Origin of the sequence: Pseudoalteromonas sp. SG45-3, assembly GCF_014164075.1 — a bacterium.
Lineage (GTDB): Bacteria > Pseudomonadota > Gammaproteobacteria > Enterobacterales > Alteromonadaceae > Pseudoalteromonas > Pseudoalteromonas distincta.
Genome location: NZ_JACJEN010000011.1, coordinates 25,248 through 51,666, shown reverse-complemented (window position 1 = coordinate 51,666; position 26,419 = coordinate 25,248). Strand labels below are relative to the sequence as shown.

Here is a 26,419-nt window from a genome sequence, read left to right as displayed (position 1 = left end):
TAGAAGCTAATAAGCAACACTTGCCAACACAAAATAAAATATTGGCTGATTTATAGTACAATTTATGAGAATTTATTTAAGTTCTAAGAATTTAGTTGATTCACCACAAGCTAATGTACTGATGATATAATGTATTTTTGACAAATAGAGCTGAACACAATGTTAACAATTTCAAATACTGTCACTATCGATGAATGGGAACTAGAGCTCACAGCTATTCGTTCGCAAGGTGCCGGTGGTCAAAATGTTAATAAAGTAGCAAGTGCAATTCATTTACGTTTTGACATTAACCGCTCTAAATTACCTGACTTCTACAAAGAACGCTTACTTGCATTAAATGATACAAGAATTACCAAAGACGGCGTCTTAATCATTAAAGCGCAAAGCCACCGTACCCAAGAGCTAAACAGAGAAGATGCCCTTAAGCGTTTAAAGGATTTAATCCTTAGTGCTACGGTAGTTAATAAAGCGCGTCGAGCCACCAAGCCCAGCCGTAATTCACAGCGAAAGCGCATGGACAAAAAAACCAAGCATGGGCAAAACAAAGCGCTACGCGGCAGCATAAAGTTTTAGCTTTAAATGATATTAATAAAGTAGATAAGGGGCTTGATATTTACATGCATGCACTATTTTTACACCGTATTGCTTATATAAAAATATAAGTGAGGGTTAGCCTCACTTATAATAACTATTAATATTTACTTAGCCATCTCTAAATCAGATTCTGCATCTGCCAACATTGCAAACTCTTCATCAGCGCTTTTAGCAACTAAGTGTTTTGAGCTGTAGCCAAAGTAATATACGGCGCCCACAATAAACAGCATTATAGTGTATAAAAATGCACGAGGGTCGAACGCATACACACCGGTTAATGCTATAAGCGAAAGCACTAAAGCGATACTTGAAGTTACTACGCCCCCTGGGGTTTTATACGGGCGAGGTAAATCAGGTTGTTTAACGCGTAGCAAAATATGGCTCAGCGCCATTAATGCATACGATACAGTTGCACCTACTACAGCCATTGCAAGTATTAAATCACCCTCGCCACTAAGTGATACTAAAAAACCAAATATGGCAGGTACAATCAACGCACGTGCTGGCACTTTGCGATTAGTCGTAATCGACAACGAACGCGATAAATATCCGGCTCTAGATAAAGCAAACACTAAGCGACTATAACCATAAATAATAGAGAAAAACGAAGCAACTAAACCCGCAAGCCCTAATATATTTACTACAGTCGCTAAGGCCTCACTACCCGATGCATTTAATGCATCAACCAAAGGTACAGCACTTGCGCCCATTGCAGCAGCACCGCCAGCGCCAGGCACTAAAACAACAACTAAAAAAGCAGTAAATAACAAAAAGATCATTGCACCAATAATGCCTTTTGGCACATCTTTAGCGGGATCTTTTGCCTCTTCTGCAGCAAGCGGTACACCTTCAACCGCTAAAAATAACCACATGGCAAACGGTAATGCAGCCCAAACCCCGTACCAACCTAAAGGTAAAAACTCACTGGCTCCCACTGCATCGGTTACGGGGACGTCAAATAAGCGTGATGCATCAAAATTTGTAATTAAAACAAAAGCCGTTGCAATAATAGCTAATACTGCTAAACCACTTATTACCATCATTACTTTAAGTGCTTCTCCTACGCCTGCTAAATGAATTCCCACAAATAGTAAGTAAAATAATGCATATACCCATGGTCCATTAAATCCGGTAAGGGCTTCAACTGCAGAGCCTATAAAAATAACAATAGCAGCGGGTGCTAAGGCGTATTCAATTAATACCGCAAGCCCGGTTAAATAGCCTCCCGCAGGCCCCATAGCTTGGCGCGCAAAACTATAACCACCGCCTGCTGCAGGTATTGCAGCTGACATTTCAGCAAGCGACAATACCAGCGCTAAATACATAACTGCCATTAACACTGCAGCAATGGCAAAGCCACCCCAACCCGCTTCGGCAATACCAAAGTTCCAACCTGCAAAGTCACCCGATATTACATACGACACACCCAAACCTGCGAGTAATAACCACCCCGCAGTACCTCGTTTTAACTGTCTTTTAGCAAGGTACTCTGTATTATTAGTAGACATAACCCTTCTCCGTTGATGTTTAGTTTTTATTGTTTTATTTCATGTGTTTTTAATTAAAATTACTCAGCAATTAAAAAGTTAGTGGTTGAAACCTGATGCTCAATTACATCGTCTTGTGTACGGTCTTTTAAATTAACCCCAGTTAGTTTTAATTTTTTAGCTTCACGTAATAAGTACAGCGCACGCCTAGCCGCTTCTGTATAAGGTAGGCCTGCTGGGCGAATATTCGATATGCAATTACGACATGCATCGTTAAGTCCTGTTTTAGGCTCCCATGTTAAATACAAGCCAAGGCTATCTGGCGAACTAAGTCCTGGGCGCTCTCCTATTAACACCATAACCACCTGCGCATTTAGCAACTCACCTATATCGTCGCCAATTGCTACTCGACCTTGTTCAACCAAAGTAATGGGGGCAATTTTAAATTGCTTGTCTGTTGTAAGGTGCGCTAATAGCTCTGTTATAAATGGGCATGCATTTTTTTGTACCGCTAACGAGGAGAGTCCATCAACCACTACAATCGCTAAATCGTATTTAGCCTGTGTAGTGTGCTTTTGTTTATTCATATAGCTGAGAAGTATTTGCCTACCATTTTCATCAAGCTTGCGGCCTAAATCGGGTCGCTGAAGGTAAGTAACCCTGTCAACAGCTTGGCTGTGTAAATGCAGGGGAGGGGCAACATCTTTTAATACGCTAATACTGCCTAGTTGCTCAGTCATTTCGTTAATATCAAGCGGAAAACTCACTGCATCGCGCGCTTGTGCATGAGATAGCTGAAAAGCCAGCATTTCTGAGGTTGGCAAACTTATACCGGCGCGGCCAAGACCAATACGCGCATCGGTAAAGCGGCGTAAATCACTCCAAGGGTTGTGCACTACATTACCGTTATTTTTATGCTCGTTTACTGAGTTATCTAAAGGAGTGCTCTGTTTTGAACTTGATTTCATGAGCCACCTCCAGTAATTGCACCCAGAGGTTTGGCAAAAGCGGGAGGCAAAGTATCTGAAAGTGTAATATCGGAAGTGCTTTGCATAATTTTCATTTTGCTCAGCCATGCCTCAAACTCAGGGGCGGGTCTAGAGCCAAGAACACGACGAACATATAATGCATCATGAAACGACGTAGTTTGGTAATTAAGCATAATGTCGTCAGAGCCAGGTATTCCCATTACAAACGAGCAACCTGCAACGCCTAATAGCGTTAGCAAGTTATCCATATCGTTTTGATCAGCCTCTGCATGATTGGTGTAACACACGTCGCACCCCATCGGTATACCTAGTAACTTAGCGCAAAAATGATCCTCAAGTCCTGCTCGAGTAATTTCCTTACCATCAAACAAATATTCAGGGCCAATAAACCCCACCACGGTATTTACCAGTAACGGGTTAAACTTACGAGCAACGGCATAAGCGCGAGCTTCACACGTTTGCTGATCAAGCTCATGATGCGCATTTGCAGAAAGCGAACTGCCTTGCCCAGTTTCAAAATACATCACATTATTGCCAACAGTGCCGCGCTTTAAACTCAAAGCTGCATCTTGCGCTTCAGCTAAGGTATTTAAATTAAAACCAAAACTTGAATTAGTCGCCTCTGTGCCACCAATCGACTGAAATACTAAATCAACTGGTGCGCCAGCTTCTATACATTCAATGGTGTTAGTAACATGGGTGAGCACGCAGCTTTGGGTTGGTATGGCGTACTTTTGAATAACATCATCCATTAACGTCATTAATTTAATGGCTTGGGCAACGTTATCGGTTGCAGGGTTTATACCTATTACTGCATCGCCATTACCGTATAGCAAACCATCAAGCATGCATGCAGCAATACCATTAATATCGTCAGTTGGGTGATTTGGTTGTAAACGTGTAGATAAACGCCCGGGGAGGCCAATAGTATTTCTAAAAGCACTCGTAACATGGCACTTTTTAGCAATTAATATGAGATCTTGATTGCGCATTATTTTGCTAACAGCAGCAGCCATTTCCGGCGTAATACCTTGCCTTATACTTGCAAGTACAGCAGGTGTTGCAAAGTCACTTAAAAGCCAATTACGAAAATCGCCTACGGTTAAATGTGCAATAGCCATAAAGGCATTTGCATCGTGCTCGTCAATAATTAAGCGTGTAATTTCGTCATCTTCGTAGGGAATAAGTACCTCATTTAAAAATGTTTTAAGAGGTATATCCGCCAATGTCATTTGTGCCACAGCACGTTCTTGTGCTGATTGTGCAATTACGCCCGCTAAGCGATCACCCGAACGCTGCGGTGTAGCTTTAGCCATTAACTGGGCTAAGTTCTTGAATTTATAAGTATGTGTACCTAAAGTGTAACTGTACGCTTGCCCCATGATTTACTCCACATAACTAATATGATCAACCTTGGTATAGGTTTTGCTGCATCTTTAGCTATAAATCAATATTGAATAGTTACAAGAAAGCTTATTTTGTACCAAGTAACTATCGAATTTCGGCAAAAGATTATTTATTAATCCAATTCAATTGGTTACACACGCAAAGCGGTGCTAACTTAAGCATAATGAAAGTGTAACGAAAAAGAGCATCCCCGATATGGCGCAGCAAAGTAGCTTTAATGCACCACTAAAGAGCAAGGTGCAAACACACGATATAGACGAGCAAGCGCATAGCCTTACTCAATGGCAGCAAAAATACGATCAAATGAGCAACGGCAGCTTTTATGGTTGTATTGAAGAAACGGATTACGCCAATATTCATGTGTTTAAAGAATACACTGAGCGAGCGCTTCGTCAGCAATGTAACATAGCCCCTAATTCGGTTTGGCTCGGCATTCCTTGTCAGTCACAGCAAAGTAAAATTAATGGTTTAAGTGTGGCAAGTAATCAATTTATGTGCCGTACAAGTGATAACGACTTTGAGCTGATAACCCCTGAGCAATTTAATATTTATGGTTTGGTAATCGATTGGAACTCAATTGAATATATGGCGCAGCTCCAAGGCGTAACATTGAAAAACCTGGCATCTGCACAATCAGCTCGTTTATCGGTGAGCAACTCATCTTTGCAAACGGCAAGACAAATAATTAATAGCATGGTTGTAGGCAAGGGCTTTGGACTTAGAACCGAATCACAACAAGATATGCTAAACATGTTGGCACTACACTTATTACAAGCAGACAATACGCAGCAAAATATTGCGCCAAGTTATAAACACCGCAAAGCCGTAGTAGATAAAGTAAAAGATTACGTGGCCACAAATCCACAAAACCCAATAACCATAACCGAGCTGTGCGAGCTTTCCTTTGTAAGTAGGCGCACACTTCAGTATAGCTTTGAGAGTATTTTAGGAATTAACCCTTTGCGGTTTTTACGTTTAACACGCTTAAATAATGTAAGGCGGGAACTAAAAAAACCAAACCAAGATAAGCCAATTTCAGTAATAGCAGCCAATTGGGGATTTTGGCATGCGGGACAATTTGCTAAAGATTACACGCAACTATTTGGTGAAAACCCATCACAAACAGTTAAAAATAATAGTTTTAAAGGTTAAAAACTACACTTCTAACGTGAGCACGTTTCTTCTACAGACCATACTTTAACTTGAGTTAAACACCTGTGGACGCGCAGCTTGCTGGCGTTTAAAAGCACCGCTTTTACATTTAGTCGGATGCATTAGTAAACAAGTAATTAAATCACCACCGAGAAGTGAAGGAGAAAACAAGGAGTAGTGACTAACCATTACTCGTGTTTTCTTTGTGTAGTGCACAGCGCATCGGTGAACTCGGTGGTGAAATATCATATAACTTAAACAAATGGACTTTGTCTGCTCATTTACTCCTCTTTTTCTTCTCTTTGTGCATTCATATTTTTAAGGGCTGTTATTCACAAAGAGGTTCAGAGGCGCTGCGCTTTTAGAGGATAGCTTGGGAGTTAAAATAATAAAGAACTAAAAGTAAAAGCGAGGTATAAAACCTCACCTACATCGTGCAAACACCGAACCCGTAGGTGCGAATTTATTTCGCGCTCATGTAACGGGGGTTTAAATGCTTTAAAGTAACAGCGAGGTATAAAACCTCGCTTACTATATTCAAAAGCCCTATTTGATCGGTGCTATTTAAGCCGCGATTAAATAGGACTCTTGTCCTGAATGCTTGTTGTTGCGTTTAAACGAGCCTTTGCCTTTTTTAGCTTTAACTACTTGTGGTTTAAATAATTTAGAGGTGACCATTGCCGCTAGTGCATTGTGGTTTATAACGCCTCGCCCTGTGTCTACCGCGCTGGTATTTGCGGTTTTTGTTTTAGATTTTTTAGTCATATATTTCCTATAAACTAATGGTTATTTTAAGTTAAATAATAAAGAGGCTTTTATATTGGCCTATTTAAGAGATGGCGATTGTAGGCTTAATTTTCAACCGCGCAAGTATTTTTAACATCCATTTGGTAGTTTTTTAATAATAAAAAAGCATAAAAAAGCGCAGTTAATAACTGCGCTTATAATTACTTAGTTTGTTTTATAAATTAAAAGCTAAAGCTTACTTTTGCGTAGTACGTTCTGCCGTCAAAGCCGTATGGCAATGCGCGTACTGGGTATTTAAATGCGCCGTTGGTGATAAAATTAAGTACTTCGTCATCACCTAATTCATCTGGTGTTTCGTCAAATACGTTATCGGCACCTACCGAAAGCGCAAACATGTCATTAATTTGGTAACTAACATTTAAATCAACTAACACAGCAGACTCAACCGTACTTGTTGGTTTAAATGACCCCGTAGGCGAAAGCTCACCTGGTAATGAAATATGGTCGTTACCAAAGTATTTTACATCTGTTTCGCCAAAGTAGTTAAAGCGAATGGTTGATGTGTAGGCATCGCGTTCGTAGTCAAACGTAAGCGTTGCACGTTCGCTCGGTTGTCCGTCGGTAAAAAAGCTACGTTGTAAATCATCAAAAGCAACCGCTTCAGGAATACCGTCTTCTGCATTTACGCTGTCAATTTTAGTATCGTTTAGGTTACCTGCAAAGGTTACTCCTAAATTACCGCCTTCAACTTCAGTGCGGTACGATGCAATAATATCAACACCTTGTGTAGTAGAATCAACCGAGTTTGAGAAGTAGTTAGCTTGCACTGCTCCCGTTGCTTGTAGCGCTGCAACCGCTTCTGAGCTAAACGATACATCGTCAACCGAAAGTAAGCTGCCAAGTGTAATACGGTCTTCAATTTCTACACGGTAAAAATCAACCGTTAACGAAAGCTCGCTTGTTACATCGTAAACAAAACCAGCACTGTAGTTTGTTGATGTTTCAAGCTCTAAGCTATCTACGCCTAACGCACTTGGGAAAGCGGTCCCTGTGTTTGCCGTGAACGACTGCGTTAATGTGCCGTCTGAGCCTAAGTTAGTTGTAAAGGCTGTATAACCACTTTGTTGAAGTGATGGCGCTCTAAAACCAGTAGATACTGCACCACGTACTGCAAAGTCATCTGAAAATTCATAACGTGTTGCTAATTTACCAATTAAATCATCCCCAGCATCTGAGAAATCTTCATAGCGTAGTGCACCACTTACGTTCCATGCGTCGGTGATCATAGTTTCTACGTCTACATAAACTGCGTAGCTGTTACGGTCGCTATCGTTAGCCGCTTCAGGGCGAAGGCCGTTATAAGCTTGAAAACCACACTGTGCAAATTGATCCGGATCGTTTACTGATGGGTACGAAGTATCCATATTTGCTAACCCACACGCGTATGATGCTTCATCGCCAGGCACTATTTCGTAGTTTTCTTTACGGTATTCGGCGCCTACTGTTACATATAAAGGCTCACTACGGCCAATATCTACAATACCGTTTACATCAAGGTTAACCGTTGTTTGATCGAATCTAAAACCACCTGAGTAACCGCCAGTAGGGCCTGAGTTTGCTGCAATGTCGGCATCGCTTGCATCTGGGTTATTAAATAAATACTCAGCCGCGTAAGAAGCATTTAATGTATTGCGTGATGTAAAATCGTATTGGTTTTCACCATAAACAGCCGATACATCGTAAGTCCAGTCTGTGTTTATATCGCCTTTAAACCCAAGTGCTACTGAAATATCTTGTGCTTCGTTATATATGCGCGGTAAAAAACCATCGCTGTATACTTGTGTTACGTTTTTAGAGGCTTCGTTAAAGTTACGGTAAAAACCATTACCCAGCGCCGTGCGCTCAGAGTAGCCACCAAACGAGTAAAGCTCGCCGTCGCCCATTGGTAATGCCATGTTGTAAAATAACGACGTAAATTCACTTTCTGAGTTACCTTGGCCCCAGCGTACATCTTCACTTAGCGTACCTGGTTCAACATTAAGCGAACCCCCCGTATCGCGCTCTGCACGGTTAGTGCCGTCGGCATCACGGTACTCAAGCGATAGGTTAATAAAGCCGCCTTCGTTACCTAATTCAAAACCACGGTTTAAACCTGCTGAAATAGTGTCGCCGTCACCTTCACTTGTGCCGCCGTATTGTACAAAACCCGTTGTAATACCGGTTGAGTTATTAAGAGATAAGTTAATAACACCTGCAATAGCATCAGAGCCATACTGCGCTGCAGCGCCGTCGCGTAATACTTCAACGCCTTTAAGTGCTGTTAGCGGAATGGCATTCATATCAGTACCCGCAGCGCCTGCGCCTACTGTACCGTTAAGGCCAAAAATTGATTGGTTATGACGACGTTTACCATTTACTAATACAAGGGTTTGATCTGGTTGTAAGCCACGAAGTGTTGCGGGTCTAAATAAATCTGAACCGTCTGATACTTGTGTACGCGAAAAGTTAAATGAAGGCGCTGTCGCTTGAAGGCTTTGGCCTAATTCGGTAAAACCACCTTTAGTTAAATCATCCGCGTCAATTAAATCAATAGGAGAAGAAGACTCTGTAGAGGTACGGTTAGATACACGCGATCCTAATACAGATATTTGCTCTATGTTTTTAGCAGCTTGCACTGGTGCTTCTTCAGCGTTAACAATGCTTGGTGCGCTAAACGCGAAAGCAACGGCTACAGCAAGTGTGTTTAAACGGTATGTTGACATAGTGACGACCCTGTTTTTTGTATTCTTAATAATATGTGTGTGGTTATGATGCTCACAACCTGTTGCAAACATCCTAGCAACATATGCAAACAAAAAGAAATGAAAAAAACTAAATATTTGGTCTAAGTATGCAAATAAACTTCAAGATAAGAAAAAACCACATCAAATCGGTTAAAATACGTGCTAAGAAGGGATTAAACATCAAAAAACAGAATGTTTAACACTTTATTTACAATGTGGTTTTGTTCGTTATTTTACACTTTTAAAGGTAATAGGCAGCGAATGGTCGTACCTGTGCCTAATGTACTGTTAACTTCTACTTTTCCACCGTGATCGCTCACCATAGCGTATACAAGTGTCATACCCATACCGGTGCCTTTTCCGACTTCTTTTGTTGTGTAAAAAGGGTCAAACATATGTGCTATTGTGTCTTCATTCATGCCACAACCGTTATCTTTTATTTCAATACAAATATTTGTGTGTAGTTCAAAAATATTGACTTCAATAATGCAGCCTTTTTCTAAATCTAACTCGCAAGCTTGCCAAGCATTCATTAAAAGATTTACAAAAATCTGATTAATTGACGATAAATTGCACCAAATGAGTGGTAGGGGTTCAAACCGCGTTTTTATTTCGCATAATTTAAGTTTGCTACTCAATAACCTTAAAGCATTATTAGCACCCGTTGTTACATCGGCTAATTGTTTATCTTGAGAAGAGGTGGGGTGGGCAAAGTTTAATAAGTCATGCACTATTTGTTTTATACGTTTAAGTCCTTCAACGCTGTCGTTAATTTGCCCCTGCAAATTGTTATAAATCCACGCGTACGGATACTGTAAATTGAGTATGTCGATTTCGTGTTTAAAACGGCTCTCTTTAATTTCGTTATTTAAATATTGTTCGTTAAGTTTCAGCAGCGCTACAAGTAAAGGGCTTGCGTTTTGTAGGCTCTCTACGTTACTCATTGCATAGGCAAGTGGGGTATTTATTTCGTGGGCAACGCCTGCGCTCAGTGTACCTAAGGTTGCCATTTTTTCTGTTTGCACAAACAGCATTTGTTGGTGTTCTAAGTCGGCTACTTTTTTTTGTAGTTCATTATTTATGGCAACTAAAACGCTACTTTTATCTTTGAGTAATTGCTCTGCAGCTAAGCGCAGCTTTTGTTCGTTTAAAAAAGCACGTTCAAAATTACCATCTGATCCATCCATTCCCTTCATCCATATAGATAACTTTATACATAACGTTTAGTCGTCTGTATGCAAATTTGCAACTTTAGTGCAGCCAAGGCCTAATATTATGCATAAGTAATTATCCACTTATTGCTAATAACTCCATTATGTAAATACCACTTAATATAAAAGGTAGGCACAAACACACCATAGAGTATTTTTTTAAGCTATTATTTAACCAGAAGTAATTTAAAGGCGACTCAATGACTCAAGTAACACCAAGCATACCAATAAATCAGGTTGATGTACTTTGCATTGATGATGATGAAATAGTACTACGCACGTTAGCACGGCTACTTGAAGTAAATGGCCTGTCGGTTATTGTTTGCGATAACCCGCAAAGTGCACTAACGCTTTTTAAAAATCATGAGTTTGGTTTAATTATTAGCGATATGCGTATGCCGGTAATGAACGGTGCCGAGTTTTTAGAAAAAGCGCGTGCGCTGGCACCCGACACCCAACGCATTTTATTAACCGGCTACGCCGACATACAAACCACCTTAGCGGCTGTTAACCAAGGCCAAATAAATGGTTATATTCAAAAGCCTTGGCAAAACGATTTATTACTTCGTAGCATTAGAGATAGCCTAGAAAAATTTGCACTAAAAAAACAAAATCAAAAATTAGAGGCACAAGTTAAAGCGCAAAACCAAGAGTTGCTAGAGCTTAATAATTCGCTTGAACAACGAGTAGAAAAACGCACCTTACAAATAAAACAGGTTTTAAAAAAGCTTGAAGACGCCAACGAGCGCGAAAAACAAGAGCATAAATCGACCGTAGAGCTGCTATATAATTTTGTTAACGCAAACCCTTACCTAGATGGTAACAAAGCACAAAATATTGCTAATACCTGTACACAAATAGCACTTTATTTAAACTTGTCGCAAAAAAGCATTGATCTTGCCCCTATGGCTGGTTACTTGGCGCAAATAGGCTTGCTTGCTATGGATCCTGATCTTTATAAAAAACCAGTTAACCGCTTAAACGAGCAACAACGCAAAACCTTTTATACTCACCCAAGTACTGCACAATTAATGTTAATGCCAGCAATACATTTACATGACTTGTCGGATGCTATTTATTATCAGTTTGAGCGCTTTAACGGAAACGGAATGCCCAAAGGCCTTGCCGGAAACGACATACCAATAGGCGCTATGGTGCTAGGTTTAGCGCGCGACTATTGGGACGCGTTTGAGCAAAGCAATGCAAGTGATGAAAAGCAGCGCCACGATGACGCACTCGAAAGTGTAAAACTTTATAGTGGATCGTTTTATCACCCTAAAATTGTACGTGCACTTGAAGCAAGCCATGCAAAACTACATGAACAAAAAAGTTCAGCAGGATCAGTGCTAATTTGTAACGCCCATGAACTCAAAGAGCAAATGGTACTGGGCCATGCTCTACACAGCCATACGGGCATAATGTTGCTGCCCAAAGGTCATGTATTTGGCAGTAAATCGATAGAAAAACTCCAACAGCTAGAATCTAAAAAACCAACTCCGTTCAGAATAATGGTGAAAACTGCTAAATGATTGATCTAAACCGCAGTTTTTTTCGTTACAATGTGCATAAAATAGATTATTGAATTTGCTTGAAGGAGCACTCTGTGTCGCGATTTTCTGCGGTTACTGACAACCCCCATGATGGGCGTTTTAACCAAAAAACGGGAATACTGCTAACTAACTTAGGCAGCCCTGATGCACCAACAGCGGCTGCGCTTCGTACATATTTACGCGAATTTTTATCAGATCCACGCATTGTAGAAATACCACGCTTGGTATGGATGATAATTTTACATGGCATTATTTTACGCGTACGCCCAAAACGTTCGGCTAAATTATACGAGAGTATATGGACCGAAAACGGCTCACCACTTACCCACATTACTCGCCAGCAAAGTGTAAAGTTAAATACTTTATTAAAAGAGCAAGGTTATACCAATACTGAAGTAGTAATGGCAATGCGTTATGGCAATCCTTCAATAGAGGCAGGCCTTGAAGAGCTACGAGATAAAGGCTTAACGCGTATTATTATACTGCCAATGTATCCGCAATATTCTAGCCCAACTACAGGCTCAACCTTTGATGCCGTATCGAGCGTACTGCGTAAATGGCGCTGGGTGCCAGAGCTGCATTTTATAAATGGTTATCATAAAAACACCCGTTACATTGAATCACTTGCTAATAGTATTAGTGAGGATTTAGAAGCGAATGGTATGCCACAAAAAATTGTTTTTTCGTATCACGGTATGCCTAAATTGTTTTTAGATCGCGGCGATCCGTACCATTGCCTATGTTTACAAACCACGCGTTTAGTTGTCGAAAAACTAGGTCTTGATAAAGACAAAGTAATTAGTACTTTTCAAAGTCGATTTGGTAAAGCAGAGTGGTTAAAGCCTTATACCGACGCAACCCTTGCAGCCTTACCTGATGAAGGTATTACCGATGTAGCTATTATAAGTCCTGCTTTTAGCGCCGACTGCCTAGAAACACTTGAAGAGCTAGAAGGTGAAAACCGTGAAATATTCGAAAACGCAGGCGGCAAAAAATACCGTTACATAGCGGCACTAAACGACAGAGACGACCATATAGAAGCTGTGTTTGATGTTATAAAACCTATGTTGTAGCCCAAGCTTACTAAAGCTAAATATATTACGCATTAAGCGGTGTTAAAATTAACACCGCTTTTTTGTTTTTAAGGCTTTTAAAATATTTAGTTAATTAATTCACAAAGAGGTTAAGAGGCGCTGCGCTTTTAGAGTAGTGATAAAACATAACAATACTGTTTTTGTTTTTGGCTCTCATTTACTCCTCTTTTACTTCTCATTGTGCAAATAAAGGCTTTTAAAGAGCTAATTATTCACAAAGAGGTTAAGAGGCGCTGCGCTTTTAGAGTAGTGATAAAACATAAAAAATACTGGTTTTGGCTTTTCTCATTTACTCCTCTTTTACTTCTCATTGTGCAAATAAAAGCTTTTAAAGAGCTAATTATTCACAAAGAGGTTAAGAGGCGCTGCGCTTTTAGAGTAGTGATAAAACATAAAAATAGTGGTTTTGGCTTTTCTCATTTCCCCCTCTTTTACTTCTCATTGTGCAAATAAAGGCTTTTAAAGAGCTAATTATTCACAAAGAGGTTAAGAGGCGCTGCGCTTTTAGAGTAGTGATACATATTGGCTGGACTGGTTTTTCTCAGTTATTACTGATTACCTTATCTTTGTGAAAGAAATTACTTATATTATTTAATAATAATTAAAATAAATAAAAATGTACGTTTGAGGGGAGGCAATACCTAAGCAACAGCAATTAAACGCTATCGCTTAAAGTATAAATCAATCGCTTTTGTGAGGAGCTCGTCGAGTTGTTCTTCAAATTCTTCAATATTAATTTCAAAGTGCTTTAAGTAAGCCCGAGCCTGAGCAAGTGATAAATTACGGCTGTTAACGCTGTATTGTCGCTCGTCTATGGTTTTATCGTAACGTGGTAAAAATACAAATTGGCCATAAAAGGGGGATTTAATATGCTTGTTTGCAAAACGACAAAAATCTTCAACATGCTCAGCACCCTTAGGTCCAAGGCAACCTGGCTCAATGCGATACATTAAGCGAATTTTTTTGTCGTCATTTATTTGCATTAATAGCCTTTATCTAAAAAACAGTACGCGTACTATTTTCCCATCTTTAATTTGATAACTCGAAATAAGTTCTGAGCGTTTATCAACTACGTTTTCGTCAGTTGAACAAGTTTCTGAAAGTTCGTGATCAATCACTATATCACCGTGCACTATGCGCTTAATTGGTGATGAGTGAATACACTTTAACTTTTTAAACATTAGCCCGTAACGTTCTATTAGTTTTTCTTTACCTTTAAATAATAGCTCATTAGGGAAAATATAAAACTCAACATCTTCGGCATATACACGAAGAAACTCTTCAATGTTACGTGCGTTATATGCTTTAACTAGCTGCTCTACCACAGCAAGTGATTCGCGCGATTGTTTAGCTTTAGTTTGCTGCTTAACTGTAAGTGCTTCTTTTGCTTGCGTTACTGCTTTTTCAGCTTCGGCTACAGCCACTGCTTTTTCTATTTTATTTTTAGGCTTTTCAGCAGGTTTAATTTGCTCGTTACCTAATACTTTTGAATCGTCTGGTTTAGTCGCATCAATTGTTGGCTTTTTAAGCTCTGGCGCTTTGTATTCAAGCGTATTTACTTTGTCGTCAGTGTTGGTTTGAGTTACTGATTGCTCATTTTCAACTTTTGGCTTTTCAACGCTTGTTTGAGCTTCAACTTGCGGCTCTTTTTGCTTAGGCTCGCTTTGCTCTGCGGCATAAGTAATTAGCGCAACGGTAGTGACTAATGAGGCTAAAATAATAGATAACGGTTTCATAACTTTCCTAAAATGAACACTAAATACGTGTAATACCAATTACATTAAATAGGCGATCTATTACAGCGTTAAAAAATAGCGCAATAACAACGCGAAAATTGTGACATATAGTTGTTCTATATGAATAACCTTTAACGCAGTTAGTGAGTTTTTTAATGCAATAGAATGATCATATTTTTGATAAAATTAGTATAAGGGTGCAACATAGCAAATTTTAACGTTATCGGGTAGTTAATACCACCACTGAAGCCTACCAGTACTGCTCTACCGTAATATTGCCGGGGTTTTTACGGCGGTTACGCGTAAAGTTTTTATCGAGAAGTAGCGCGGTTGTGTCTTTTACCATTTGTGGATTTCCGCAAATCATAAATTGTGCATTACTAGGCTCAGGGTTTAATTTTACATATTCAAACAAACGGTTGCTCTCAATTGCGTTAGTAATTCGCCCACTTAAGCCTTGTAATGGCTCCTCTCTACTTACAACCGGAATATAGTTAAGTTGTGCTGGGTACACTCTTAATAGCTCGTTAATAAGTGCTTGATAGCTTAAATCGTTATTAAAACGTACGCCATGCACTAAATTTATAGTTTTGTATTTTTTCCATACATCGGGCTGTTGTAAAATTGATAAAAAAGGGCCTATGGCAGTACCAGTCCCTAACATCCAAAGCTGATCACTTTGTGGTATTTCATCAAGGGTAAAAAAGCCGGTTGCGTGTTGTTCTATTAATACGGTGTCGCCAGGTTGTAAAGTAGCTAAACGAGGAGAAAGCAAACCGTCAATTACGTTAATAAGATAAAACTCGAGATCGGGGTTTTCAGGGGCATTCACATATGAATAAGCCCGAGCAATACGTTTGTCGCCATCCATTATTGAAAGCTTTGTAAATTGACCAGCTTTAAACGGCTCTACGTTTGCATTAACGGTTAAGCTAAAGAGTGTTTCGCTCCAACACGTGACATTTTTTACTGTTGCTTCAACCCAATTAGACATAGTTACCTCTTGGTTTAGCTATTAAAGTTTTAAATAATTCACTCCATCAACATTAGCATTAAGTGACAAAGACTTACAGGATAATATGACTAGATTTAAAGCAGTGATGTGTGCAGTAATTACCAATAAAATAATGTGAATAATTAGCTCTGCGATAAGAGTCATTAATTGCATAAGAGAAAGCGATGCTGCAGTAACTAAGAAAAATTAAGTCAAAAAACAGTGTTTTTTATTTTATCACTTACTTTAAAAGCGCTGCGTCTTATATCACCATTAGTGAACTATTTACTTGAAAAACTATTGTACTAGGAGAAGCCAAAGAGGAGTAAATGAGAAGAGCGAAGCAAGAAAACGAGTATTTTATCACTTACTTTAAAAGCGCTGCGTCTTATATCACCATTAGTGAACTATTTACTTGAAAAACTATTGCACTAGGAGAAGCCAAAGAGGAGTAAATGAGAAGAACCAAGCCAGAAACGAGTATTTTATCACTGACTCTAAAAGCGTAGCGTCTCTTAACCTCTTAGTGAATTATTTATTTAAGCCTTTATTAATTAATTTTATAGTTAAACTCAAATTCCACACATAAAAAACGGCGCTAAATTTAACACCGTTTTTATAAGCAATCAGAAAGAGTTTACGCTTTTTTCTCTTCACAACTTGCTAGGTATTCGTCAAACGTACCTTGGAAGTCGATTACTTTTTTATCTTTAATATCAATGATACGTGTAGCTAATGACGAAACAAACTCACGGTCATGGCTTACAAAAATAAGCGTACCTTGGAAATCTTTTAACGCGTTATTAAGCGCTTCAATGGCTTCCATATCCATGTGGTTAGTTGGTTCGTCCATAACAAGCACGTTAACGTCTTGCATCATTAACTTACCAAATAACAGGCGATTTTTTTCACCACCAGAACAGTTACGCGCTTTTTTGTTTGAATCGTCAGCTGTAAACAACAAACGGCCTAACATGCCACGAACCATTAAATCGTTGTGCTTAGCTGTACGCCATTGCGACATCCAATCAAACAACGTCAAATCGTTATCAAAATCTTTAGTGCTGTCTTGCGGGCAATAACCAAAGCTCGCATTTTCAGACCATTTAATTTCGCCTTCATTACTTTTAAGCTCGTCTACTAAACAGCGTAAAAATGTAGTTTTACCCACACCATTTTCGCCAATTACGGCAAGCTTAGCGCCAGCTTCAAGTAAAAAGTCGCCGCCGCTAAATAACGTTTCGCCATCAAAACCATGGCCAAGCTTATTAACTTCAAGCGCCTGACGGTACATTTTTTTACCTTCGTCAAACGAAAGCGATGGACTCATACGGCTTGAAGATTTAACTTCATCAAGCTTAATTTTATCCATTTTTTTAGCGCGCGAACTTGCTTGCTTAGCTTTTGAAGCGTTAGCACCAAAACGGTTAACAAAGTCTTGTAGCTCGTCAATTTCAGCGCTCTTTTTAGCATTTTCAGCTAAAAGTTGCTCGCGTTGTAAGCCCGCAGCTTCTAAAAATTTCTCATAGTTACCAGGGTAAATACGCAGCTCACCGTAATCAATATCGGCCATGTGTGTACATACCGAGTTTAAAAAGTGACGGTCATGCGAAATAATAATCATCGTACATTTACGTTTGTTAAGCTCGTTAGCAAGCCACGTAATTGTATGAATATCCAAGTTATTGGTAGGCTCATCAAGTAGCAAAATGTCAGGGTTTGCAAATAACGCCTGTGCTAAAAGCACACGTAGTTTCCAACCTGGGGCAACGTTTGCCATTAAACCGTAATGAAATTCTTTATCGATACCTGCTTCAAGCAAAATTTCTTCAGCGCGGCTTTCTGCCGTGTAACCGTCCATTTCAGCAAATACACTTTCAAGATCGGCAACTTTCATACCGTCTTCTTCGCTCATTTCTGGTAACGAGTAAATACGTTCGCGTTCTTGCTTTACTTTCCAAAGCTCCACGTCGCCCATAATTACCGCGTCTACAACGCTGTATTGCTCAAAAGCAAACTGGTCTTGGCTTAGGTTACCTACTTTTAACCCTGGAGTAATAGATACATTACCCGCACTTGGAACAAGCGCACCGCTTAAAATTTTCATGAAAGTCGACTTGCCGCAGCCGTTAGCGCCAATTAAACCGTAACGGTTACCGTTACCAAATTTAGCTGAAATGTTTTCAAACAACGGCTCTGCGCCAAACTGCATCGTAATATTTGCGGTGGAGATCAAAAAAGGTAATCCTAGATTAGTACTGACAGGAGTACGCTGCAGCAAAACGCCACAAACAAGAACCAGACAATAGGGTAAATTAGCTGGCGAATTATACAGATCAGCCACAACGAATGAAAGATAAAAGGCAGCTAATTTATAACCAAGTAAAAATAACGGCAATTCTCGGTTTTAGGTCACTATTTTTAACGTATGTAGTGTTGAATGTACTTACAGCCACAATGTAAATAATTACTAATGCCAAGCAATATTAAAGAGGGGGCGCCAAATAGCTAAGTTATTAGCTATGTTTTAATGCATAGGTTGGTAAATTGACTTTATCGCCGCCTCGTTTTTGGTAATTAACTGATTAACAGTCGTCACGTCATCAAGTGTTAGCGACTCCTTGCTTAGCATAAAATGCACATTGTTAACGTTAATCGGTGTAATAGTTTTTACCTGCGAAATTGAGGAGTGTTTTTTTACAAAGTACTGCGCAACCACGGAGTCTTCAATAACATAGTCGATTCGTTTTTTATCTAACATGCTAAATCGATTATTTGCTTGAGCAGTAAGCACGACCTGTTTTGAATATTTGGTTTTGAGTTGTTCAAGCTCATCACCAAAAAAGCTTCCTCGGTTAATACCTGCTGTAAAATCTTGACTAAAAAGATCAGCTAAGCTGGTTACATCAGGCGAGTCTTTATGTTTATAAAGATGCATAACTTCTTCGCGGTAGGGCAAACTAAAGTGCGCATATTGTGCGCGTTTTTTTGTGTAACTTGCCGCGTAGGTCATATCTACTCGGCCATTTTTAAGCTCAGCTTGAACACGCGAAAAACTCGGAAAATAAGTCCATTTAATACAAAATTTTGAATCTTTAAAAATAGCGTTTACAGCATCCACTTCTGCGCCTAAAAATGTATCACCTTGCTTAACAAGGTAAGGCGGCCAATTAGTTTCGTTAGTGCCCATTACCAATGTTTTTGAACACGCAAGGGCATTAAAGTGAGTAAATAGCAGTGTAGTAAATGTTAAAAATAAAGTTTTCATTACACTCCTTAAATTAGTGTTCAAACAACGCTTTAAGTGCTGTTTTATTTTTGTTTATATATTCATTAATTACCGCAAGCTCAGTAACCGACACCGTTTGTTTGCTAAACATTAAATAAATATCGTCTTTATTTACATGCTCAATATTGGTTACTAATTTGATATTTGAGCCTTTTTTGGCAAAATAAGCCCCCACTAACTCGTCTTCAATAGCAAAATCAATACGTTGTTTATTAAGCATTTCAAAGCGTTTACTGGTTGCACTGGTGTATTCAATCTGCTTTTTATATTTAGTTTTATATTGCTCAAACTCCTCACCGTAATAGCTTCCAAAGTTAGCGCCAACAATAAAGCCTTGTTTAAAAATGTCTTCGAGGTTTTTAACACTATGCTGATTATTTTTGTTTTCGTATAAGCGCATAACCTCAGTTCGGTAGTTATCACTAAAGTGCACATATTTAGCGCGCTCGTCTGTATAACTTGCAGCCCACTCCAAATCAATACGGCCGTATTTAAGCTCAATAAAAGCCCGCTTAGAATTTGGCAGTAACTTAACTTCAAAACAAAAAGGGGAGTCAGCAAATATAATGTTAAGCGCATCAACCTCCAAGCCTTGCAGCTTACCGTTAATGCCCATTACATAAGGCGGCCAAAAAGCATCGTGCGATGCCACGCTAAAGGTTCTCTCACAAGCAAATACATTAAACGGAGCCGTAAACAGCAAACATAAAAATACGGTAATTAATTTATTCATTACGCCTCATAGTTATTATTTTGCTCATTATTACAACAGTATAAACCAGCTTTTGTATTTTAGCGGCGCGGGATTGTGTAAAGATGTAAAAACCATCCGTAATTATGAGAATGCCCAGTATGCAGGTGTTTATAGAAAGGTGGTTGTATTTTATATTTTATACAGCGTGTGTCACTCAGCATCAGTGCTTAATAACAATGGCGTATTAATTTAAAAATTTCTACTTATTAAGCCTATATTTAATGCGCTTGTTCCTGTAGATTAAACAAATAATGAATGCAGTATTAACAGTACCTTAGCTGTTAAACGATTAGCCAAGGAGCGGTGAGTCTCGTGTCAAACACCACACTTACTTATTACAACCAAAACGCCAAAGCTTTTAGCGACTCAACACTTAACGTTGATATGTCGGCGCTTTATGCTGAGTTTTTACCTCACGTTGCACAACACGGTAGTATTTTAGATGCCGGTTGTGGCAGTGCGCGCGATGCCGCATTTTTTAAAGCGCAGGGTTTTACCGTGAGTGCATTTGATGCAAGCCCAGAGTTGGCAGAGTTGGCAAGCAGTTACTTACAACAACCTGTAGCGGTTAAAGCATTCCAAGAGCTAAATAGTGTAAATCAATACGACGGGATTTGGTGCTGCGCTAGTTTATTACACGTTCCAAAAGCTGAGTTACCGCAGGTGTTTTTAAACCTACAACGTGCGCTTAAACCGAATGGCGTTTTATATGTGTCGTTTAAATATGGCGATACAGAGCGTGTGCATAATGGTCGTGAATTTACCGATTTAAACGAAAATGCTTTAACGCTTTTACTTAGCCATACGCAGCTAAAAGCCATTAAACAATGGCAAAGTGTTGACAAGCGCCCAGAGCGCGAAAGCGAAGTGTGGCTAAATGCGCTTATTAAAGTAGTGCACGTTTTATGATTGGAGCAATGCAGCAACAACTCGACTTTATTGCATATATTCAGCGAATGTTAGTTGAAGGTGAATTCACAGCTACTTACAAATATGCATTGTTACATGCAATTGCTGATGTGTGTGTAGAGCATAAAAATAGTAATCCCGAAGCCCCAATGGAAATTGAAATCGACACTTTGGTTGATAAATTTATTCAACTGTATTGGAATCATTCAGTGCCATATGCATTGGGCACAACAGATATAATAACCAATGCCGAAGATATGTTACTTAAGCAAAATAGCTTAGGCCAAGCAAAGTTCATTACCGAGATATTTAAGCTGCAAAATGCAGGTATTAAAAGTTATAACGCATTCAAAAATCATCAGCAATACAGCAAAGTAATAAGCTCATTACGGCGTACATTTATTGATGGGCCTCTTTGGCGCTTGCAGTTACTTTCGGGAAAAGAAGAGTGCTTTTTATATCCTCATACACTTTTAGGTAAAGGTAGAGAGCCAAAGCGAATTGTTTTAAATGTAGGTATTGCTCAGTGCTTTAGGCGTTTTTACGATTTGGTTGTGCATCTTAGTGTTACTGAATGGGTAGAAAAAGTACAAACAATAAAAGCGAATCAAACGTTATTGGGATCGCAAAGCCAGCTACAAGAATTTTTGTTTGGTACTAACAGAACTGCTTTAAAAGTAGTTGCGCCGCTGCTTATTGATATTCAAAAAGGGCTTTGCTTTTATTGCCAAAAGCCAATGAACCTAAAAAACGAAAAAGAAACTAAAAAAACACCAGAGGTCGACCATTTTATTCCGTTTAAGCGCTATCCAAACGACTTAGCTCATAACTTTGTTGCTGCGCATGCTGATTGTAATAACAATAAGCGAGACCACCTCGCAGCATTCGCTCACCGCGACCGCTGGCTAGAACAAAACCTCGATACGCATAAAGCCGAAATTGCCAATAAACTCCAACCTTACTTTTATTGTGATTCAGATAAGTCACTTGCAGTCAGTAATTGGGCATATCAGGTTGCGCAGGTTAACAGTGCAAAGTTATGGGTAAAAAAAGGTTATTTTGAAGAGGCGGCTAGTTTTAAATATCAGCAACCAAGTGCAGGGCTGGATTTAGTAGCTGAAGAAAAGCCAAGGTATGACGTTTAATACAGAATTTGTAGTTCGTGCTGTAGGCATGAGTTTATCGCGCTTTAATTTGTAGGCGCTGAGCTTGCTCGCGCGAAAAGCGAAGCTTTTAAATTTCGGTGTAATTAATGCGTAGGTGCGATTTTATATCGCGCTCATAAGTTGTTTTTTACTTCGGATTCAAGGGATTAAAAACCTCTATTCGAGGTTATATCGCGTTGGCGATGGCAACCAAAGGACGGCTGCCGCCTACCGCCCTTTGGAATCCCACGGCGCACCCGAGGATCACACTGTAGCTTCAACTTACGTTAATGATGTGAACGTAACCAGCGTAGATAGGCCATCCGTGGCCAAGCTACGCTTTGTACAGCATCCATGCTGTAAATTACTCATCATTAACTAAGTTTCAGGTGTGATCACGGGGAATTGGAGTGTTTTTGTATTTTTCTGAATTTCTAAAAAATATAGTATTGATTTTAGAGGCTAACCTTTGAATTGTTACGCCATAGACTGAGGAATTAATGTATAGAATTGAAGAGTGTTTGTGCTTTTTATCCAATAGCGCAATCAAGGACTGGAATAATTTTGATTTTAGCAAATATCCAATTCCGACTAAGGATAGCCCTATTTTGATGATTAATAGTCAATCTGAAAACAGCTATGGCAAATTAATTGAAGAAAAGTTTTTATATGGCAGGGTAGATGGCTATTTCCTTTTCCTCCAATACCTTAAAGATACTGTCAAGCAGTCATTACCTCGCCATATTGATTTAGCACTGAGTGAAGCTTTTAATAACATTCAAAAATACGCATATGAAGGAATGGCTAAAACTGAAAAGTATAAATTTTTTTGGTTTCTGTTCCGTTCTGAGCAGTTTGATAAAAAAATAACTACGGACTTCGTTATATATGACCGTGGACAGGGTATACTTGAAGCATTCTCGAAGCAAAATATAAAAGAGCCTTGTGAAATCATCACTCATGCAATGCAGTCAGGTAATTCATGTAAAAAGCAGTGGGGAGGTAGTGGATCTGGTGGAATATTAACACCGCTCAGGTTAAAAAATTGTCTCTTAATTGAGGTGATTAGCGGCACTGGTGCAGTGGAATTTAAAGGCCCTTTTTGTGAGGAAAATGAAAATTCTTTAATATTTAGTAACTTTAGCCCTTCGGGGAATATTAAAGGAACTTTGATTAGGTGGTATTTTGAGCAATGAAGTTAGAATTTACAACAATAAAAGCACCTGTGAAACTTTGTTTATATGACACTATTTCTCGTGGGAAAACTCTTTCTTTCTTAAATGATTGCGACAAAGCTGCTTTACAACAAAATAAACCTATAATAATAGATTTAAAGCATTTAGAATTTTACAGTGCATCGGCATCTGTACTATTACTATCTTCTATTCACAGGATAAGATTTTGTGGTTCTTACAAAAATGTAAGATTAAATGTAAAAATCATTCCACCTTTAGAGCCTAAAATAAAAGGTTTATTTTCTTCAACAGGCCTTCTGACTGCTATGAATGGTATTAGTGCCGACAGCTTTGAACAGTTGTATTTTATAGGTAGTAATTATCTTACAGGTAACGATCCAATAACTGATATGGGAAAATTAGTTAGGCATATTTGTGATAAATATATGCTTGATAAATTACCTAAAAGACTCTCTGCTGCTATCAATGAGGGGATGCTGAATGTTCTGCATCATGCATATACTAAAGATTACCATAATTTTTTGTATAGGCGTTGGTGGTCATGTGTTCAAATAGTAGAAGATGAGTCCGGATCTAAACACCTACAATGCATTATTCTTGATAGAGGTGTTGGTATTGTTAATAATATAAAAAAAGGTTTTCCAGAGAGTAGTCATAAATGGCAACTAGATGAGAATTCAGCCTTAACCTATGCTATGGAGCAAGGTATTTCTTCGACACGTATAAGTGGTCGTGGTCAGGGCTCTGAAGATATGAAACATCCAATATTATCTGAGAATAATACAGATTATTTTACTGTGATTAGCTCTAAAGTAGAGGTTAGATTCGAGAATGACGATATTTATTGCCATTCATACCCTAACACTATAGGTGCAACAATAATTGAATGGAGTTTGCAATTTTATGAGTAATAGCAACATTATTTATTTAAAAGACTTTAGCCTAATACCTTTTGGTAGGTATAAATCAGATGGCCCCCACAGTGGTGAAGAGTTCAGGAAAGATCGCCTGCTTAATGCTCTAAATGAATTTGATAAAGTTACTGTAATTCTCGATGATATCGAGGTGGAGCTAAGCTCTTCATTTTTGGAAGAAACCTTTGGTGGGCTAATAAGAGTCGAAGGACTGACCTACGATAAACTAAGGGAAAATCTTACAATTGAGTCAGCTGATTCATATGATGTTGATAGAGCGTGGCGGTATATCAAAGAGGCAGCGAGTAACCAGCAAGGTTCAGCTGCTATAAATAGATAAATTATTAGAGTCTAATTTGCTAGTATTATTAATTTCTATAATCGGTTGGTGTGTTGTTTTTGCTATTTCTTTAGTTAATTCAACACGTGCTGAGGCTAAAGATGTTCTTAAAGAATATAATGAACAGATTCATAAATTAGCTGATCGAGTTTGTAACTTTTGGGATAGTATAACTTTATCCGAATTAGATAAACAATTGAGAGAATGGCAACATTTTGAACAGGTAAATGTAACTAAAGTTAAATTATTAAGGCAAGAGTTGGAAGGCAATTTTAATATTAACTGGAATAATGATACTACCTATAAAACTTTTTTAGAGTCAATAGAAGTTATGGACTTACAAAGTATTAAATTTATGATTTCAAATAATACTTTGACTAACTTTAAAGCTGAGCGAACAAGCAAAATAATAGCTTATACAGAAATACTTTACAAAGAAGGAAAGGATGGGTTTTACTTAGCGTTTCCAATTGCGCATATTTCTTTAAAAAAGTTATTTAATGTTGGATTATTAGCTTTGGTCCTGCTTCCACCGCCTCTAATATTTTTTCATTTTTTTATACTTCAAATTTACAACTTGAAATAGTTAAATTTTTCAATGTTTTGATATGTGTACAGGCTTTTTAACCATTGTTAATTTAGTAGTATTAGCAATGGTGTCCTAGTGCTTACATCTTTGATAAATTTAAGATTTCAAATCCTTACTTAACTCTTCAATTAAGTTGTGTGTAAAGGGCCATGGAATTCCACCTTTACGAGTTAGCTCCCTTAAATCGGGAGTAATTCTTTCAATATTCTTTGCTGCAGTTTGGTATTGTCTATTCTGTTTTTGAACTTCTAATTTTAATAATTCCAATCGTATTTTTTCATTATTTAAATCGTCCTTCTGAGCACTTATTGAATCAATAATGTCTTGTTTTTCAGATACTATATTTTGTAATTCATCTCTTTTTTTATATAGTTGGATTATTTCTGATCTTATTTCTAATTTCGTTAAGGATAATTCAGAGACTTGATTTTGAAGGCTCTCATTGAAATTAGATATTAAAAATACTTTTTGTTTTTCGACAAAATCATAAACTTCTTTTTTACTTTGTTCGATTTTAAATTTCTTTGCGAGCTCTAAACTTTTGATATCTTCCAATAGCTTCTTTTGCTTATTTATTAAGTCTTGGTTTTTTACATTTAGCTCGTTTCTCAGTCTAATTTCATAAGCATCAATTTCATTTTTTATATTTGATCGTTCAGATATATTTTGATTGACCTGAAATAGTTCTTCCGTAGCATATTTAATATTCTCTACAAGTCTTTTATATTTTATCCTGTACGTATTACGAATTTTTGATTCGTCTTTTTTTACAATTACCTCAAGATTATTTTTAGTATATGATAAATCACGTAATTGCTCTTTTAGAAACGTTACTGCTGAGTATAAGCTTCTCTTTTCTTGTTCGTATTTATTTAAAAACTCCCTTCTTTCAAACATTAAATCTTTAATTGATTGACGTTCATGTGCATGGCACAGCTCTCCTATAAATCCAGCAGGAGCAATACTCAGCCATTTTGCATTTGAGTTTTCAAATAAATCATTCACTTCGTCTAATGTTATTACTTCAGAGGTAGGAATAAAATTACTAAAGTCGAATTCTATTGCGTTCTTATTTAACCTTTTATACTCGCTGATTTTATCAGTTCCACAGAAGTGAGACACCGCGATTTCAATTAAAATTTGCTCACCCTTTGAATAACCAATTACGTCAGGAATTCGTCTAGAATTATCAATAGGAGTTTCAATATCAACATTATCAAAAATAAGTGTGAAGCTGTAAGGATCAAAATTACCAATTGGTATTGTTAGCTTTTTATTATTATTAAGTACTTCTTTAGCTAATAAGTGAAGCTCTGTTTCGTAGCTCCATTTACAGTGTTTTGCTTTTTGATCATCTGGAGCATGGGCGAAATGGTTTGCTTGTATAGCTCCTTTTTTGGCAATTAACTGTGCTCCGCAATCAACGCAAGTACAATTACATTTTAGACCTCTTTGAACATCATCAATACTCGTGATCCAGTTTTGCTCATTGTATGCCCTCGTCATTTTATAGTTATGGCTCATAAAATATCCTCATTA

Annotated in this window: 23 protein-coding genes; 10 read left to right on the top strand and 13 right to left on the bottom strand. The window is 38.2% G+C overall.

Features of this window, described 5'->3' with window-relative positions; translation table 11 throughout:
* Window positions 1-159: 159 nt before the first annotated feature.
* The gene (gene arfB, locus H5126_RS13260; RefSeq protein WP_002959105.1) at window positions 160-573 is read left to right on the top strand and encodes an alternative ribosome rescue aminoacyl-tRNA hydrolase ArfB; all 414 of its coding nucleotides are present in this window, start codon (window positions 160-162) and stop codon (window positions 571-573) included.
* A 125-nt stretch (window positions 574-698) separates the two neighbouring features.
* Here arfB and eat read toward each other — a convergent pair whose 3' ends face one another.
* The 3 genes from eat to H5126_RS13245 are packed head-to-tail and all read right to left on the bottom strand — an operon-like array spanning window position 699 to window position 4,452.
* Window positions 699-2,102 (bottom strand): ethanolamine permease, encoded by a 1,404-nt coding sequence (gene eat / locus H5126_RS13255; RefSeq protein ID WP_182695278.1) that lies wholly within the window; start codon window positions 2,100-2,102, stop codon window positions 699-701.
* A gap of 59 nt (window positions 2,103-2,161) precedes the next feature.
* Window positions 2,162-3,049 (bottom strand): ethanolamine ammonia-lyase subunit EutC, encoded by an 888-nt coding sequence (gene eutC, locus H5126_RS13250; protein ID WP_182720267.1) that lies wholly within the window; start codon window positions 3,047-3,049, stop codon window positions 2,162-2,164.
* Window positions 3,046-4,452 (bottom strand): ethanolamine ammonia-lyase subunit EutB, encoded by a 1,407-nt coding sequence (locus H5126_RS13245; RefSeq protein ID WP_182693225.1) that lies wholly within the window; start codon window positions 4,450-4,452, stop codon window positions 3,046-3,048. Before H5126_RS13245 ends, eutC begins: the two co-directional genes overlap by 4 nt.
* Window positions 4,453-4,672: 220 nt before the next feature.
* On the opposite strand from H5126_RS13245, the gene H5126_RS13240 reads away from it, so the two are divergent.
* Window positions 4,673-5,629, top strand: a complete 957-nt coding sequence (locus H5126_RS13240; protein ID WP_182720268.1) for a helix-turn-helix domain-containing protein — start codon at window positions 4,673-4,675, stop codon at window positions 5,627-5,629.
* A 564-nt stretch (window positions 5,630-6,193) separates the two neighbouring features.
* Here the strand turns inward: H5126_RS13240 and arfA are convergent.
* The 3 genes from arfA to H5126_RS13225 all read right to left on the bottom strand — a co-directional run bounded on the left by arfA (window position 6,194) and on the right by H5126_RS13225 (window position 10,346).
* Entirely contained in the window at window positions 6,194-6,394 is a 201-nt protein-coding gene (arfA, locus tag H5126_RS13235) for a ribosome alternative rescue factor ArfA (protein ID WP_182693223.1), read from the bottom strand.
* Between the two features lie 203 nt (window positions 6,395-6,597).
* Complete coding sequence (locus H5126_RS13230) at window positions 6,598-9,138, bottom strand: TonB-dependent siderophore receptor (RefSeq protein WP_182720269.1); 2,541 nt, start codon at window positions 9,136-9,138, stop codon at window positions 6,598-6,600.
* Between the two features lie 254 nt (window positions 9,139-9,392).
* Window positions 9,393-10,346 (bottom strand): sensor histidine kinase, encoded by a 954-nt coding sequence (locus H5126_RS13225; protein WP_182693303.1) that lies wholly within the window; start codon window positions 10,344-10,346, stop codon window positions 9,393-9,395.
* Window positions 10,347-10,570: 224 nt separating this feature from the next.
* Here H5126_RS13225 and H5126_RS13220 point away from each other — a divergent pair, with 224 nt between their 5' ends.
* Together H5126_RS13220 and hemH are read left to right on the top strand one after the other, a co-directional pair.
* Window positions 10,571-11,899 carry an HD domain-containing phosphohydrolase gene (locus H5126_RS13220; RefSeq protein WP_182720270.1) on the top strand — a complete coding sequence of 443 codons (1,329 nt, stop codon included), beginning with the start codon at window positions 10,571-10,573 and terminating at the stop codon, window positions 11,897-11,899.
* Window positions 11,900-11,973: 74 nt separating this feature from the next.
* Window positions 11,974-12,993 (top strand): ferrochelatase, encoded by a 1,020-nt coding sequence (gene hemH, locus H5126_RS13215; protein WP_182720271.1) that lies wholly within the window; start codon window positions 11,974-11,976, stop codon window positions 12,991-12,993.
* Between the two features lie 683 nt (window positions 12,994-13,676).
* Here hemH and H5126_RS13210 read toward each other — a convergent pair.
* The 6 genes from H5126_RS13210 to H5126_RS13185 form a co-directional block, all read right to left on the bottom strand.
* Window positions 13,677-13,997 carry a hypothetical protein gene (locus tag H5126_RS13210; RefSeq protein WP_182720975.1) on the bottom strand — a complete coding sequence of 107 codons (321 nt, stop codon included), beginning with the start codon at window positions 13,995-13,997 and terminating at the stop codon, window positions 13,677-13,679.
* 9 nt (window positions 13,998-14,006) lie between these two features.
* Complete coding sequence (locus tag H5126_RS13205) at window positions 14,007-14,750, bottom strand: nuclear transport factor 2 family protein (protein WP_182720976.1); 744 nt, start codon at window positions 14,748-14,750, stop codon at window positions 14,007-14,009.
* Between the two features lie 250 nt (window positions 14,751-15,000).
* Entirely contained in the window at window positions 15,001-15,744 is a 744-nt protein-coding gene (locus tag H5126_RS13200) for a ferredoxin--NADP reductase (RefSeq protein ID WP_182720977.1), read from the bottom strand.
* A gap of 637 nt (window positions 15,745-16,381) precedes the next feature.
* Window positions 16,382-17,980, bottom strand: a complete 1,599-nt coding sequence (locus tag H5126_RS13195; RefSeq protein ID WP_076914907.1) for an ABC-F family ATPase — start codon at window positions 17,978-17,980, stop codon at window positions 16,382-16,384.
* 291 nt (window positions 17,981-18,271) lie between these two features.
* Complete coding sequence (locus H5126_RS13190) at window positions 18,272-19,012, bottom strand: ABC transporter substrate-binding protein (protein ID WP_182720978.1); 741 nt, start codon at window positions 19,010-19,012, stop codon at window positions 18,272-18,274.
* A gap of 13 nt (window positions 19,013-19,025) precedes the next feature.
* Window positions 19,026-19,766: an ABC transporter substrate-binding protein gene (locus H5126_RS13185; RefSeq protein ID WP_182720979.1), complete on the bottom strand. Its 741-nt coding sequence runs from the start codon at window positions 19,764-19,766 to the stop codon at window positions 19,026-19,028.
* Window positions 19,767-20,099: 333 nt separating this feature from the next.
* On the opposite strand from H5126_RS13185, the gene H5126_RS13180 reads away from it, so the two are divergent.
* From H5126_RS13180 to H5126_RS13155, 6 genes are all read left to right on the top strand, one after another.
* On the top strand, window positions 20,100-20,696 hold the full coding sequence (locus H5126_RS13180) for a bifunctional 2-polyprenyl-6-hydroxyphenol methylase/3-demethylubiquinol 3-O-methyltransferase UbiG (RefSeq protein ID WP_182720980.1): 597 nt from the start codon (window positions 20,100-20,102) through the stop codon (window positions 20,694-20,696).
* Window positions 20,693-21,841 carry an HNH endonuclease gene (locus H5126_RS13175; protein WP_182720981.1) on the top strand — a complete coding sequence of 383 codons (1,149 nt, stop codon included), beginning with the start codon at window positions 20,693-20,695 and terminating at the stop codon, window positions 21,839-21,841. Before H5126_RS13180 ends, H5126_RS13175 begins: the two co-directional genes overlap by 4 nt.
* Before the next feature lie 500 nt (window positions 21,842-22,341).
* Complete coding sequence (locus tag H5126_RS13170) at window positions 22,342-23,037, top strand: hypothetical protein (RefSeq protein ID WP_182720982.1); 696 nt, start codon at window positions 22,342-22,344, stop codon at window positions 23,035-23,037.
* Window positions 23,034-23,948: a hypothetical protein gene (locus H5126_RS13165; protein WP_182720983.1), complete on the top strand. Its 915-nt coding sequence runs from the start codon at window positions 23,034-23,036 to the stop codon at window positions 23,946-23,948. The genes H5126_RS13170 and H5126_RS13165 overlap by 4 nt, the downstream gene beginning before the upstream one ends.
* Window positions 23,941-24,291 carry an STAS-like domain-containing protein gene (locus H5126_RS13160; RefSeq protein ID WP_182720984.1) on the top strand — a complete coding sequence of 117 codons (351 nt, stop codon included), beginning with the start codon at window positions 23,941-23,943 and terminating at the stop codon, window positions 24,289-24,291. The genes H5126_RS13165 and H5126_RS13160 overlap by 8 nt, the downstream gene beginning before the upstream one ends.
* Window positions 24,292-24,307: 16 nt before the next feature.
* Entirely contained in the window at window positions 24,308-24,877 is a 570-nt protein-coding gene (locus H5126_RS13155) for a hypothetical protein (RefSeq protein ID WP_182720985.1), read from the top strand.
* 99 nt (window positions 24,878-24,976) lie between these two features.
* Here H5126_RS13155 and H5126_RS13150 read toward each other — a convergent pair whose 3' ends face one another.
* The gene (locus tag H5126_RS13150; protein WP_182720986.1) at window positions 24,977-26,404 is read right to left on the bottom strand and encodes a hypothetical protein; all 1,428 of its coding nucleotides are present in this window, start codon (window positions 26,402-26,404) and stop codon (window positions 24,977-24,979) included.
* Window positions 26,405-26,419 lie beyond the last annotated feature (15 nt).

Coding starts and splice junctions, on each gene's coding strand:
- arfB (WP_002959105.1), top strand. CDS start 160: ATGTTAACAATTTCAAATACTGTCACTATCGATGAATGGGAACTAGAG.
- eat (WP_182695278.1), bottom strand. CDS start 2,102: ATGTCTACTAATAATACAGAGTACCTTGCTAAAAGACAGTTAAAACGA.
- eutC (WP_182720267.1), bottom strand. CDS start 3,049: ATGAAATCAAGTTCAAAACAGAGCACTCCTTTAGATAACTCAGTAAAC.
- H5126_RS13245 (WP_182693225.1), bottom strand. CDS start 4,452: ATGGGGCAAGCGTACAGTTACACTTTAGGTACACATACTTATAAATTC.
- H5126_RS13240 (WP_182720268.1), top strand. CDS start 4,673: ATGGCGCAGCAAAGTAGCTTTAATGCACCACTAAAGAGCAAGGTGCAA.
- arfA (WP_182693223.1), bottom strand. CDS start 6,394: ATGACTAAAAAATCTAAAACAAAAACCGCAAATACCAGCGCGGTAGAC.
- H5126_RS13230 (WP_182720269.1), bottom strand. CDS start 9,138: ATGTCAACATACCGTTTAAACACACTTGCTGTAGCCGTTGCTTTCGCG.
- H5126_RS13225 (WP_182693303.1), bottom strand. CDS start 10,346: ATGGATGGATCAGATGGTAATTTTGAACGTGCTTTTTTAAACGAACAA.
- H5126_RS13220 (WP_182720270.1), top strand. CDS start 10,571: ATGACTCAAGTAACACCAAGCATACCAATAAATCAGGTTGATGTACTT.
- H5126_RS13210 (WP_182720975.1), bottom strand. CDS start 13,997: ATGCAAATAAATGACGACAAAAAAATTCGCTTAATGTATCGCATTGAG.
- H5126_RS13205 (WP_182720976.1), bottom strand. CDS start 14,750: ATGAAACCGTTATCTATTATTTTAGCCTCATTAGTCACTACCGTTGCG.
- H5126_RS13200 (WP_182720977.1), bottom strand. CDS start 15,744: ATGTCTAATTGGGTTGAAGCAACAGTAAAAAATGTCACGTGTTGGAGC.
- H5126_RS13190 (WP_182720978.1), bottom strand. CDS start 19,012: ATGAAAACTTTATTTTTAACATTTACTACACTGCTATTTACTCACTTT.
- H5126_RS13185 (WP_182720979.1), bottom strand. CDS start 19,766: ATGAATAAATTAATTACCGTATTTTTATGTTTGCTGTTTACGGCTCCG.
- H5126_RS13175 (WP_182720981.1), top strand. CDS start 20,693: ATGATTGGAGCAATGCAGCAACAACTCGACTTTATTGCATATATTCAG.
- H5126_RS13170 (WP_182720982.1), top strand. CDS start 22,342: ATGTATAGAATTGAAGAGTGTTTGTGCTTTTTATCCAATAGCGCAATC.
- H5126_RS13165 (WP_182720983.1), top strand. CDS start 23,034: ATGAAGTTAGAATTTACAACAATAAAAGCACCTGTGAAACTTTGTTTA.
- H5126_RS13160 (WP_182720984.1), top strand. CDS start 23,941: ATGAGTAATAGCAACATTATTTATTTAAAAGACTTTAGCCTAATACCT.
- H5126_RS13150 (WP_182720986.1), bottom strand. CDS start 26,404: ATGAGCCATAACTATAAAATGACGAGGGCATACAATGAGCAAAACTGG.